Raw genomic sequence first — 12306 nt, 5'->3', positions numbered from 1 at the left:
TGCCATCCCTTCCCATTCTCGATAGGGAACAGAGATAGGACGCCATGGTTAATGCCCGGCTAACTTGCCGCGCGCCTTAGACCACGATCAACCCGCGGCTCAGTGCTCGCGCCACTGCATGCGTGGTGTTGAGCGCCCCGAGCTTCGAGCGCGCAGATTCAATATAGACGCGCAGCGTATGCTCCGAGATCGAGAGCGTTTCCGCGACCTGTGCCCGGCTATACCCCATCGCCACAAGGGTCATCGCGTCAATCTCCCGCGGGCTTAGAGCGCGGGATTGCTCCGGGGTGCGCCCCGGCGCCAGTTCGAGCGCCCGCTCGTTGAACCCATGTGCAAAGAGGATTAGGTCACGCCGGTTTGCCTCGGTGAAGCGCGCCCATTCCTCATCGTCGCAAGTGTGGCTCACGGTGAAGAGCGCGAACTGCCCCACAGGACCACGGATCGGAACAGAGAAGCCTTGATTGCCGACGCCGTGGGAAATCGCCTCTGCCTGAAATGCCCGCGCCGCCTTCGAGGACCAGTCGAGCCGCTTCCAGTCGACCGGGTGAAACCGTTGATAACAGCCGATAATGACCGGATCGACGCGCAGATAGTCTTGATCGACATAGCGCTGCACCCAAGCGTCCGAATACGTGCCACAGCCAAACTGCTCACCATCCGAACTCACCCAGTGATAGACCATATGATCGACGCGGAAGTGATCCCGAAGGTCTAGGATCGCGGATTGTAGTTGCTCAAGCCCTTGCGCCCGTTCGAGCTCTCCGAGCAATGTCTCCCGTCTTTCGATCTTCCCCATGAGGCCAAGCACCACCCGCCATGTCACCCGATGACGCGATCTCGACCGAGGCAACCATCCGGGTCTGCTCCAGCTCTTGTGCCAGGGCGTTCAGACCGTTGGCCTGGGCGAAGGTTCTCAGGTCCACGAGAACGTCGAGTATCCAGTCATATTTCATGTTAACTCTCGTTTTCAGGGGTTAATGAAAGGTTAATACAAGCATAGCACGAACGCCTTTCAGTCGAATATTCGCAGATTTCCACTCCCCCGAAATGGGGAGGGACCGCATCCTTAAGCCTCTGAATACACCCGAACCTCTTTCGCAAACGTAAATCCCCCGCGAATCCTGTGTGATTCGCGGGGGATCCAAGTCATCTGTCCCGCTAGGTGCGCGGGACGAAACGGCTTACTTGCCGGCTTCGAGCACATCCTCGAGCGTGCGCAGGCCGGTCTTCGGGGCCTGCACGAGGACGGACATGTTGCCCGGCTTGTGTTCGTTCTTGAGCATCTTCATATGCGCCGCCGGGATCTCGTCCCACGCGAACACTTCCGACATGCACGGGTCGAGACGACGCTCGCACATCAGACGGTTGGCCGATGCGGCCTGTTTCAGGTTGGCAAAGTGCGACCCCTGAAGACGCTTCTGGTGCATCCACATGTAGCGCACGTCAAAAGTACAGTTGAACCCGGAGGTGCCCGCACAGATCACAACGATACCGCCTTTCTTGACCACGAGGGTCGAGACAGGGAAGGTCGCCTCGCCGGGGTGTTCGAACACCATGTCGACGCTGACGCCTTTGCCGGTGATGTCCCAGATCGCCTTGCCGAACTTGCGCGCTTCCTTGAGCCACTCGTTGTATTCCGGCGAGTTGACCGTCGGGAGCTGACCCCAGCAGTTGAATTCCTTGCGGTTGATGACGCCCTTGGCGCCCTGATCCATTACGAACTGACGCTTGCTCTCGTCCGAGATCACACCGATCGCGTTGGCGCCTGCTGTGTTGGCAAGCTGGATCGCGTAAGAGCCAAGACCGCCCGACGCGCCCCAAACGAGGACGTTCTGGCCGGGCTTGAGCTCATGCGGGTGGTGACCGAAAAGCATCCGGTACGCGGTCGCAAGCGTCAGCGTGTAGCAGGCAGACTCTTCCCAAGTCAGGTGCTTCGGACGCGGCATGAGCTGCTGAGCCTGCACCTTGGTGAATTGCGAGAACGACCCATCGCCGGTCTCATAGCCCCAGATCCGCTGGGTCGGCGAGAACATCGGATCGCCACCGTTACATTCTTCGTCGTCACCATCGTCCTGGTTACAGTGGATCACGACCTCGTCGCCCACTTTCCAGTTCTTCACCTTGTCACCGACTTTCCAGACGATGCCCGACGCATCGGAACCCGCAATGTGGTAGTCCTGACCATGCACATCAAAGGGCGAGATCGGCTGGCCGAGACCGGCCCAAACGCCGTTATAGTTCACACCAGCCGCCATCACGAGCACGAGAACTTCGTGGCTGTCGATATCCCAGGTGTCGACAACTTCGACCTCAAAGGACTTATCCGGCTCGCCATGACGGTCACGACGGATCGCCCAAGCGTACATTTTCTTGGGCACATAGCCCATCGGCGGCATTTCACCGACCTCATAGAGGTCTTTTTCCGGGGCGTCGTAGGTGGCCAGACCGTTTTCGGTATCGAGAGCCATTTTCGTCTCCTGATTTTGAACTCTTGCCGCGATGCAGAATCGCGCTTCCTGTCCAGTGAAATAAAGACGGCCGCGCAACATTGCAACCGCAATTGGCATAGTTTTGTAATTTTATGACCGAGCCGATGCAGAAAAATCCTGCCGCAACTGCGAAATCAGGGGAAAAGATGCCCGATTGAGCGTGCGTAGTAGGTCAGAAGGGCGCCCTCCGACGGATTCGCGCTGTAGCACCCGGCTTCGCGACGGATCGCGCCACGCTTCTCAAGGCTACGCAGGCCAACCTCCGCCGCATAGGCCACGTCTCCCCGAGGTAGGTGCACATGTTCCGGCGCAAGCTTCGCGATCCGCTCCCCAAAGGCGTTCTCGACGGCGGCACGGGACAAAGGTGCCTCTGCGCCGTCGATGATCGACGCGACAAGCGGAACAGGCAAAGCCGGCACCACGTCCGAAATGCGCGCCATGAGGGCCTCTGCAAGCGGTTCTGCCACATCGCCGTCCTGCCTCGCCGCAAACGCTGCAAGCGAAAGCGGCTCGCCGAAACTCACCGCCGCATAGCCGAACCTGTGATAGCGTCCGCGGAGACGCAGCCAGAGCTGCTTGAGCAAGAAACCGGCGATGACACTGATCCGCGCACGGAACCGCCGACGCTTCTTATCCTGTGCAGCAATCAGGATGCGATCCTCCAACACGCGGTCATAGTTGAGCGCCACCGGCACAAACACGACGTCGCGGATCGCCGGGTCGAACCCGTCCACGATATACTTCAGAAGCCCGAGTTTCGGCGGATGAAGCCCGCCATCAACCGACAAGCCCCCTTCCGGGAACATCGCCTGTGTCACACCGCCATCCGTCGCAAGCCGCACATAGCGCGCAAGCACCTTACGGTAGAGCGCATTGCGCGATTGCCGCCGGATAAAATACGCCCCCATTGCCTTGATGAGGCGGCTAAGCGGCCAGACCCGCGCCCACTCCCCGACCGCATAGGCCAGTGCCGAACGCTCCGCCGCGAGATAGGTTACAAGCACGTAGTCCATGTTCGAACGATGGTTCATCACGAAAACCACTGTCGAATCCTTTGGGATATTCTGAATGCCCGCCTCATCGAAGTACCCGAGTCGCACACGATAGAGCGCCCTGCTCAGAAGTTTCGCCGCCCGGATGGCAAAACCGAAATAGGTCGAGGCACTAAAGGAAGGCACGATTTCCCGCGCGTAACGCTTGGCTTGTTCAAAGGCGACGTTCTCGGGAATACCTTCTTCCTTCGCGTGATCGGCAATCGCTTGGCTAACGTCAGGCGAATAGACAATGCGCTGAATCATGTCATGGCGCCGTAATAGCTTGAACGGCTCAATCGGACGCTCGAGACGCTCGTTCAGACGTGACACCGCCTTTTCCATACGCCGACGAAAGAACCACCTTACCGATGGAAAAAGAAGATGGCTCGCCGCCGTCACCGCTGCGAATAGCAGGATCAGGATGAAGAGCCAGATCGGAAGTTCGATGGTCGATGTCATAACCTGACTCTTGCAATGGCGGGGCCGCAGGTAAATATCAAATACGACCTTGTTCCGAGAAACCTATGCCCGCACTGACGATCTCAGCCGGCTTTTCCGATGCCGAACGCCCCCTCGCAGCCCGCCTCTACTGGCAGGCGTTCAAGGGCAAGCTCGGCCCGGTCATGCGGCCGACAGCGCGCGCCCTTGCCTTTTTCGAGACAATCCTGGATCCGCGTTTCGCCCTCGTCGCCCGCGACGACAAGGGCGTCCTACTTGGCCTCGCGGGTTTTAAGACCGCCGAAGGCGCTCTCACGGGCGGGAGCCTTGGCGACCTGTGCCGTGCCTATGGATGGATCGGCGGAACGTGGCGCGGCCTCGTGCTCTCGGTGCTCGAACGCGATCTTGCCGCAGACACGCTCCTGATGGATGGCATTTTCGTCTCCGAAGTTGCGCGGGGGCAGGGTGTCGGCACTGCGCTGCTCTCGGCGATCAAGGACGAAGCCCGCGCCCGCGGCCTTTCATGCGTGCGCCTCGACGTGATCGACACCAACCCGCGCGCCCGCGCGCTCTACGAACGCGAGGGTTTTGTCGCCTGCGGCACCGAAGACACCGGACCGTTCCGTTATATCTTTGGCTTCAAGACAAGCACCAAGATGGTTTACCGCCTGCCGTAACGTTCCAATCTGATTTTGCCGCAACGCAGCGAATTGACTTGCACATGATCTTTCGCATATCTACCCTCTGACGCAATAAAATTGCCAAGCTGATTCAAGAGGACGCCCATGTCGCAGACGCAGAAAGATCGCCCCTGGCTGATCCGAACCTATGCTGGCCACTCGACCGCCAAGGCCTCAAACGCGCTTTACCGCTCCAACCTCGAAAGGGGCCAGACAGGGCTCTCGGTCGCCTTCGACCTGCCGACCCAAACTGGCTACGATTCTGACCACGTCCTGTCGCGCGGCGAAGTCGGCAAGGTGGGTGTGCCCGTTTGCCATCTCGGCGACATGCGGACGCTGTTCGACCAGATCCCCCTCGAGCAGATGAACACATCGATGACAATCAATGCCACCGCGCCGTGGCTCTTGTCGCTTTACATCGCCGTGGCCGAGGAACAGGGCGCCGACGTGTCCAAGCTCCAAGGCACCGTGCAGAACGACCTGATCAAGGAATACCTGTCTCGCGGCACCTATATTTGCCCGCCCGCGCCCTCGCTCAAGATGATCGCGGATGTGGCCGAGTATTGCTACACCAACGTGCCCAAATGGAACCCGATGAACGTCTGTTCCTATCACCTGCAAGAGGCCGGTGCGACGCCCGAGCAGGAACTGGCCTTCGCACTGGCAACCGCCATCGCGGTTCTCGACGCGCTGAAACCCCGCGTCCCCGAAGAAGACTTCCCGCGTCTCTGCGGACGGATTTCCTTCTTCGTCAACGCTGGCATCCGCTTCGTCACAGAGATGTGCAAGATGCGCGCCTTCGTCGATCTCTGGGATGAGATCCTTGTCGAACGCTACGGCATCACCGATCCAAAATCCCGCCGCTTCCGCTATGGCGTGCAGGTGAATTCCCTCGGCCTGACCGAGCAACAACCCGAGAACAACGTCTATCGTATCCTGATCGAGATGCTCGCCGTGACGCTTTCCAAGAAGGCCCGCGCCCGCGCCGTACAGCTTCCGGCGTGGAACGAGGCGCTTGGCCTGCCGCGTCCTTGGGATCAGCAATGGTCCATGCGCATGCAGCAGATCATGGCCTACGAGACAGACCTCCTCGAGTATGACGACCTGTTCGACAACAACCCCGCCGTCGACAAGAAAGTCGCCGAACTCAAGGACGGCGCGCGCGCCGAGTTGGCGAACCTCGATTCCATGGGCGGCGCCATCAGCGCCATCGACTACATGAAATCGCGGCTTGTTGAATCCAACGCCGAACGCCTCAACCGCATCGAGGCAGGGGAAACCGTCGTGGTGGGTGTCAACAAGTGGCAGCAGGGCGAACCCTCGCCGCTGATGACAGGCGACGGCGGCATCATGGTTGTCGATCCCGCCGTGGAACAGGAGCAAATCGCCCGCCTGAATGACTGGCGAAACGAGCGCGATGACGACGCTGTCTGTGCCGCCCTTACGGCGCTGAAAGAGGCCGCTAGCAAGGGCGAAAACATCATGCCTGCCTCCATCGACTGCGCCAAGGCCGGTGTGACGACCGGCGAATGGGCACAGGAGATGCGCTCGGTGCATGGCGAATACCGCGGCCCGACCGGCGTTTCGCCTTCGCCCTCCAACAAGACCGAAGGCCTCGACGATCTGCGCGCTGCCGTGGATGCGGTTTCTGATCGTCTCGGGCGTCGCCTGAAATTTGTCATCGGCAAACCTGGGCTGGACGGCCACTCGAACGGCGCGGAGCAGATTGCCTTCCGCGCCCGAGATTGCGGCATGGACATCGAATATGACGGCATCCGCCTCACCCCCGAGGAAATCGTCGCTTCGGCCATCGAAACCGAGGCCCATGTCGTTGGGCTATCGATCCTCTCTGGCTCTCATATCCCGCTCGTCGAGGATCTCATGAATCGGATGCGTGAAGCGGGTCTGGGCAATACGCCGGTGATCGTGGGCGGCATTATCCCTGATGACGATGCAGAACGCCTGAAGGCAATGGGCGTGGCGCGGGTCTACACACCCAAGGATTTCGAATTGAATACGATCATGAATGATGTGGTGGTGCTCGTAGACCCCGAAGCTGTCGCCGCTGAATAGCGTCAACCTCGCCTCACAATTCGCTAAACAGATGAAAACCCTCACCTATTAGGCGAGGGTCTTTCTTTTGCCCTCAACCGGAATACTGCCCCATCAAGAAAAGTCTCAATTCGGCAAAAAATATCTCTTGCCAGTTTTCGTCTTTGCGCCAAATTAATGGGTTCTAGAAAAGGACAGCATATATGACACTTGATGGTATGACACGCACCGAGCTTGTCGAGCTTAAGACCAAGATCGACATTCAACTCGGTCGCCTTGAGGCACAGCGCAAATCCGACGCCCTAGAAGCGGCGCGCAAAGCCGCTGAGGAATTCGGCTTCTCCCTCGAAGAACTCGCCGATGCCAAGAAAGCCAAGAACGGCAAACTGGTCAAAGGCATGCCGAAATACGCGGACCCCAAAGACATCTCCCGAACCTGGACGGGCAAGGGACGCAAACCGAAATGGTTCGACGAAGCATTGTCCGCCGGTATTCACCCGGAAGACATGGAGCTCTGATCCGGAGTTTCAAGCCGCCTTCGGCTTGACGCTCAGTCGCAAAGTTTGCGCGCCTGCTTTCGTTTGAAGCGGTCGATGCCGATGCTATGGTCTAGGCAAAAGGAGTTACCCATGACCATACATATCGGCGCTGCGCCCGGAGACATCGCGGAAACGGTTCTGATGCCCGGCGACCCGCTGCGCGCGAAATGGGCCGCCGAGCGGTTTCTCGAGAACCCGCGCTGCGTCAACGAAGTGCGCGGCATGTTGGGCTTTACTGGCACATGGCAAGGCCATCCGGTCACGATCCATGGCTCTGGCATGGGAATGCCTTCTCTCTCAATCTACGCCAACGAATTGATCCGCGACTATGGCGCGAAGACCCTGATTCGGATCGGTTCCTGCGGCGCGATGCAGCCCCAAGTGGCGCTGCGCGACCTCGTCCTCGCCATGTCGGCCACCGCTGTCTCGACCCCGTCCTCGACCATCTTCCGCGAATTGACCTACGCACCCACCGCTGATTTCTCCTTGCTCGAAGCTGCCGCCGCCACTGCGCGCGCCCGCGGTCTCGCGCCGCATGTGGGGGGCATCTATTCCTCCGACACCTTCTATGATGAACGCCCCGACCTCGATGAACAGATGGTGCGCCACGGCATTCTCGCCGTCGAGATGGAAGCCGCCGAGCTTTATACGCTCGCAGCACGCTACCAGTGTCGCGCACTCGCGATCCTGACGGTCTCCGATCACCTTCCGAGCGGTGAACGTCTCTCTTCCGCCGACCGCGAACAGAGTTTCTCAGACATGGTCGAGATCGCCCTCGAAACCGCCTTCTCCACACAGTAGATCAAGAAGCGCCTGCGCCGGTCCGGTTGGCACGCTCCGCATCCCCGCTTCGAGCCATCGGCCCGTCGCCACGCGCGGCCCAAACGGTGCCACCAAGGCACCGCTCCGCAAATGCCGCGCCACAAGCGCGCCATGCCCCATGAGCACCCCCGCACCGTTCACAGTTTCCTCAACCGCCAGCGCATAGAGCGAATACACCGGTCCAGAGACATCAATCTCCCGCTCCACAGCCCTGAGCCAGAGCGCCCAATCCTCACGCCATACCGCATCGCCAAGGCAGGGCACCGTCGCGAGGTCGTCAACAGTCGACAACCCTTTCGCAACCTGCGGCGCGCAGACCGGAAAGATCACGTCCCGCGCAAGGCATAACCCACCCCCATCGCCATAGAACACCGTCAGGTCGAACGGTTCTCGGCCAAGGTTCGGCGGGGTTTCCATCGCGGTGATCGACACCTCAAGCTCGGGCATCGCACGCCGCACCTCTGGCAATCGCGGAGAAAGCCAGAGCTGCGCAATCGCCGGAAGCGCCGCCACATGGAGCCGCTCTGGACGCGCTGCCTCGCGCAGGACCCCGACCGCGAGGCCCATCGCGTCAAACGCCGCGATCATCTTCGGCAACACCCTCTCGCCCACCGATGTAAGGCGCACCCCTTGCGCCCCGCGCTCGAAAAGCGCCGCCCCGGCCCAGGCCTCGAGCGCCTTGACCTGCTGCGCAATCGCCCCCGGCGTCACGCAAAGCTCCTCCGCCGCCCGCGTAAACCCACCAAGCCGCGCCGCCGCCTCAAAGGCGCGCATCGCGTTCATAGGTGGCCCTTGCGGGCGCGGTGGCTGAACCGACATGACATGACCCCTAGATTTTCTATGCCTAGCATACATGAAAACTCGTTTGCGCCAATCTCGCCTTTCCGCTTCGATACCCGCACCAAACTCAAGGATCAGTCCATGCCAACCCTCGCCCTGCGCCCATGGGTGCCTGCCCATTGCGAAACCTACATCCAAGACCTCGCCGACGAGACCACCCAAGGCACAAGCGCCGCGCTCAACGCTCGGCTCGACGCGCTGGTGGCCGAGAACCGCGCCATCCACGAGCGCGACTGTTTCAACCTCAACCCGGCGACCAACGTGCTCAACCCACGCGCCGAAGCGATGCTCGCCTCTGGCCTCGGGTCGCGCCCCTCGCTTGGCTATCCCGGCGACAAGTACGAGATGGGCCTCGAAGCCATGGAGCAGATCGAAGTCATCGCCGCCGAGCTCGCGGCGGAGATCTTTGACGCGCGCTATGCCGAAATCCGTGTGCCCTCCGGCGCCATCGCCAATCTTTATGGCTTCATGGCCCTGACCAAACCGGGTGACGCCATCATCACGCCCCCGGCCTCCGTGGGCGGCCACGTCACGCATCATGCCGACGGCTGTGCCGGGCTCTATGGGCTGACATCGCACCCCGCCCCGGTCGATGCCGACGGCTATACGATCGACCTTGTTGGATTGCGCGCGCTTGCTCATGAGGTCAAGCCGACGCTCATCACCATCGGCGGCTCCCTGAACCTCCTTGAACACCCGGTCTCTGAGATCCGGACGATTGCCGACGAGGTCGGCGCGCATGTCCTCTTCGACGCAGCGCATCAATGCGGCATCATCGCGGGCAAGGCTTGGAAAAACCCGCTGGCCGAGGGCGCCCATATGATGACCATGTCCACCTACAAGAGCCTCGGCGGCCCGCCCTCTGGCCTCATCGTCACCAACGATGCCGAGATCGCCAAGCGCCTCGATGCCATCGCCTTTCCCGGCATGACCGCGAATTTCGACGCCGCCAAATCCGCGGCGCTCGCCGTGACGATGCTCGACTGGCGTGACTTCGGCGCGGCCTACGCCACCGCCATGATCGACCTCTCTCAATCCCTCGCCGAGGCGCTCAAATCCGAAGGCCTCCCCGTGTTCGAAACCCGTCACGGCCCGACGCAGTCGCATCAGTTCGCCGTCGAAGCCGCCTCTTTCGGTGGTGGACAGGCCGCGTCCAAGACCCTGCGCAAGGCGGGCTTCCTCGCCTGCGGCATCGGCCTGCCCATCCCGGCGGTCGAAGGCGATATGAACGGGTTGCGCATCGGCACACCGGAACTTGTCCGCTGGGGCATGACCCCCGAGGACGCGCCGGAACTGGCCCGACGCATCGCCGCCGCCCTCCGCGCAAACGATCCCGCCGCCCTCGCGCCCGAGACGGCCGCATGGCGCAAGAGCTTCGACCGCATCCATTTTATTCACTCGTGAACCGGGCGCGGGCGATTGTGCCCGCGCACCGTTCGGCCTAGACCGTCTGCATGGTGTTCGTCACGATCCTCCTCGGGCTCTTGCCCTCCTTCCTCATGGTCGCCCTCGGCGGCCTCCTGCGCAGTCGCCTCTCGCGTGATGCGTGGCAGGGACTCGATCGGCTGAACTTCGAAGTCCTGTTTCCCGCGCTGATCTTTGTCGCGGCTTCCTCGCGCCCCATTGCCGTGGCCGACATCTTGCGCATTGGTCCCGCTGTCTGGGCAATCCTCTTCACAGGCCTCGCACTCGGCTATCTTGCCCGTCCCTTTGGCCCGCCACGTTTCGTTGACTTTGCGGGCGCATGGCAGACAGCGTGGCGTTTCAACACCGCGATGGCCTTTGTCGCCGTCGAAACCCTGATCAATCCGCCGCTTGGCGCGCTCGCCGTCGCCGTAGGCCTGGCCATCCCGATGGCGAACCTCCTCGCCGTCTCCGCGCTCTCACGCGGAAGTGGGTCTCTGATCCAAACCATCCGCCGGGTCGCAACCAACCCGTTCCTGATCGCTTCGGTCTCCGGCGTGATCGTCGGCCTCTCGGGCTTCACGATTCCCGACCCCATCATGGCGCCGCTTGAGATGCTCTCGCGCGCGGCGATCCCCATCGCACTGATCTCAGTGGGGGCCACGATGAACTGGGGCGCCCTCGCGCGCCTCGATCGCTTCAGCGGCATCATCTGCGCGACCAAGCTCGTCGCCCTGCCCGCCTTGACCTTCACCGCTTGCAAGCTCCTCGCGGTCGAGCCCACCATCGCCCGCACGCTCACACTCTTTGCCGCCATGCCAACTGCGTCTGCGGCCCATGTCCTCGCTGGCGGATTTGGCGCCGACCGCCGCCTCTCGGCCACGCTTGTCGCGCAATCCACGCTGCTCGCAGCCCTCACATTGCCCCTCTGGATCACACTGATCGCGCTCTCCTTCTGACGCGAAACAGATCGTTTCGGCGTTTCCAAGTCGCAAACGATCCGCGACAAATCCCCGATATTGTCAGCCCCCTGCCCTGCTTTGGCCCGATTTCGCCCTGATACCTGAGCCTCGACGAACAGTGTTACGAGGACGCAGAACGATGGATCGCCTGACTGAAATGGAAGCCTTTGCCACGGTGGTGGATCAAGGTGGCTTCACCGATGCCGCCAAGAAGATGGGGATTTCCAAGTCCGCCGTGTCCAAGCACGTCTCATCGCTCGAGGCCCGCCTCGGCGCGCGTTTGCTGAACCGGACCACGCGCCGCGTCTCGCCAACAGAGATCGGTCTCGCGTATTACGACCGCGCCCGCCGCGTCCTCAATGATGCAGGCGAAGCCGACTCCCTCGTGACCTCGATGCAGTCCGCCCCCTCCGGCCTCCTGCGCATCTCCGTGGCGACGGACTTTGGCGTCAATCATCTTTCCCCGGTGCTCGGCGACTTCCTCGCCGAGTTCCCCGAGATCAACGTGAACATGGTGCTGAACAACCGCTATGTGGAGTTGATCTCCGAAGGGTTCGACATGGCGATCCGCATTGGCGAACTTGAGGACTCCTCCCTGCGCGCACGGAAATTTTCCGAAACCACCCGCCGCATGATCGCAAGCCCCGCCTATATCGAGAAATACGGTCGCCCCGAAAAGATCGACGATCTGAACGAGCACAAGCTCCTGCACTACTCGAGTCAATCGAACGGCGCCGTCTGGAAACTGACCGCGCCGTCCGGCGAAAAGCGCCAGATTCGCACCGCGGGATGGCTCTCGGTCAATGATGGCCAGTCGCTCCTCAACGCCGCAATTGCAGGTCTCGGAATCGCCTATCTGCCGTCCTTCCTCTATGCCGACGCAATGGCACAGGGCCTTGTCGAGGACGTGATCCCCGAACTCCCGGTCGAGACCCAAGGCATCTACGCGGTCTACCCGCCGGGTCGCTTTACCCAGCCCAAGGTTCGCGCCTTCATCGACTTCCTCGTCCATGCCTTCGCAGACAAAGGCCCCACCGACTGGTGAG

The 12306-nt window shown here is 61.3% G+C and carries 10 protein-coding genes and 1 pseudogene; 7 read left to right on the top strand and 4 right to left on the bottom strand.

Annotated features, from left to right (window positions below):
- Positions 1–76: 76 nt before the first annotated feature.
- The 3 genes from R1W01_RS00370 to R1W01_RS00360 all read right to left on the bottom strand — a co-directional run bounded on the left by R1W01_RS00370 (position 77) and on the right by R1W01_RS00360 (position 3982).
- Entirely contained in the window at positions 77–796 is a 720-nt protein-coding gene (locus R1W01_RS00370; RefSeq protein WP_243611631.1) for a helix-turn-helix transcriptional regulator, read from the bottom strand.
- A 385-nt stretch (positions 797–1181) separates the two neighbouring features.
- On the bottom strand, positions 1182–2468 hold the full coding sequence (ccrA, locus tag R1W01_RS00365) for a crotonyl-CoA carboxylase/reductase (RefSeq protein WP_243611488.1): 1287 nt from the start codon (positions 2466–2468) through the stop codon (positions 1182–1184).
- A 155-nt stretch (positions 2469–2623) separates the two neighbouring features.
- Positions 2624–3982, bottom strand: coding sequence for a 1-acyl-sn-glycerol-3-phosphate acyltransferase (locus tag R1W01_RS00360; protein ID WP_243611489.1), 1359 nt, complete (start codon positions 3980–3982; stop codon positions 2624–2626).
- A gap of 65 nt (positions 3983–4047) precedes the next feature.
- On the opposite strand from R1W01_RS00360, the gene R1W01_RS00355 reads away from it, so the two are divergent.
- From R1W01_RS00355 to deoD, 4 genes and pseudogenes are all read left to right on the top strand, one after another.
- Entirely contained in the window at positions 4048–4638 is a 591-nt protein-coding gene (locus R1W01_RS00355; RefSeq protein ID WP_297756549.1) for a GNAT family N-acetyltransferase, read from the top strand.
- A 105-nt stretch (positions 4639–4743) separates the two neighbouring features.
- A pseudogene (locus R1W01_RS00350) lies at positions 4744–6714 on the top strand (methylmalonyl-CoA mutase family protein); the annotation flags it as partial.
- Between the two features lie 182 nt (positions 6715–6896).
- Positions 6897–7211 carry an H-NS histone family protein gene (locus R1W01_RS00345; RefSeq protein WP_297756550.1) on the top strand — a complete coding sequence of 105 codons (315 nt, stop codon included), beginning with the start codon at positions 6897–6899 and terminating at the stop codon, positions 7209–7211.
- Between the two features lie 111 nt (positions 7212–7322).
- Positions 7323–8033, top strand: coding sequence for a purine-nucleoside phosphorylase (gene deoD / locus R1W01_RS00340; protein WP_297756551.1), 711 nt, complete (start codon positions 7323–7325; stop codon positions 8031–8033).
- Here deoD and R1W01_RS00335 read toward each other — a convergent pair.
- Positions 7986–8837, bottom strand: a complete 852-nt coding sequence (locus R1W01_RS00335) for a LysR family transcriptional regulator (protein ID WP_317275002.1) — start codon at positions 8835–8837, stop codon at positions 7986–7988. The genes deoD and R1W01_RS00335 overlap by 48 nt on opposite strands.
- Before the next feature lie 138 nt (positions 8838–8975).
- On the opposite strand from R1W01_RS00335, the gene glyA reads away from it, so the two are divergent.
- From glyA to R1W01_RS00320, 3 genes are all read left to right on the top strand, one after another.
- Complete coding sequence (gene glyA / locus R1W01_RS00330; RefSeq protein WP_297756553.1) at positions 8976–10298, top strand: serine hydroxymethyltransferase; 1323 nt, start codon at positions 8976–8978, stop codon at positions 10296–10298.
- Positions 10299–10348: 50 nt separating this feature from the next.
- The gene (locus tag R1W01_RS00325) at positions 10349–11257 is read left to right on the top strand and encodes an AEC family transporter (RefSeq protein WP_297756554.1); all 909 of its coding nucleotides are present in this window, start codon (positions 10349–10351) and stop codon (positions 11255–11257) included.
- A 142-nt stretch (positions 11258–11399) separates the two neighbouring features.
- Entirely contained in the window at positions 11400–12305 is a 906-nt protein-coding gene (locus tag R1W01_RS00320; protein WP_297756555.1) for a LysR family transcriptional regulator, read from the top strand.
- Position 12306 lies beyond the last annotated feature (1 nt).

Origin of the sequence: Shimia sp. FJ5 (assembly GCF_032918335.1) — a bacterium.
GTDB lineage: Bacteria > Pseudomonadota > Alphaproteobacteria > Rhodobacterales > Rhodobacteraceae > Shimia > Shimia aestuarii_A.
The sequence above is the reverse complement of the archived record's forward strand: the minus strand, read 5'-3'. Positions and strand labels throughout refer to the sequence as shown.

What these genes read in the sequence shown, in the direction of transcription:
- R1W01_RS00370 (WP_243611631.1), bottom strand. Translation starts at nt 796, where the DNA reads ATGGGGAAGATCGAAAGACGGGAGACATTGCTCGGAGAGCTCGAACGG.
- ccrA (WP_243611488.1), bottom strand. Translation starts at nt 2,468, where the DNA reads ATGGCTCTCGATACCGAAAACGGTCTGGCCACCTACGACGCCCCGGAA.
- R1W01_RS00360 (WP_243611489.1), bottom strand. Translation starts at nt 3,982, where the DNA reads ATGACATCGACCATCGAACTTCCGATCTGGCTCTTCATCCTGATCCTG.
- R1W01_RS00355 (WP_297756549.1), top strand. Translation starts at nt 4,048, where the DNA reads ATGCCCGCACTGACGATCTCAGCCGGCTTTTCCGATGCCGAACGCCCC.
- R1W01_RS00345 (WP_297756550.1), top strand. Translation starts at nt 6,897, where the DNA reads ATGACACTTGATGGTATGACACGCACCGAGCTTGTCGAGCTTAAGACC.
- deoD (WP_297756551.1), top strand. Translation starts at nt 7,323, where the DNA reads ATGACCATACATATCGGCGCTGCGCCCGGAGACATCGCGGAAACGGTT.
- R1W01_RS00335 (WP_317275002.1), bottom strand. Translation starts at nt 8,837, where the DNA reads ATGAACGCGATGCGCGCCTTTGAGGCGGCGGCGCGGCTTGGTGGGTTT.
- glyA (WP_297756553.1), top strand. Translation starts at nt 8,976, where the DNA reads ATGCCAACCCTCGCCCTGCGCCCATGGGTGCCTGCCCATTGCGAAACC.
- R1W01_RS00325 (WP_297756554.1), top strand. Translation starts at nt 10,349, where the DNA reads ATGGTGTTCGTCACGATCCTCCTCGGGCTCTTGCCCTCCTTCCTCATG.
- R1W01_RS00320 (WP_297756555.1), top strand. Translation starts at nt 11,400, where the DNA reads ATGGATCGCCTGACTGAAATGGAAGCCTTTGCCACGGTGGTGGATCAA.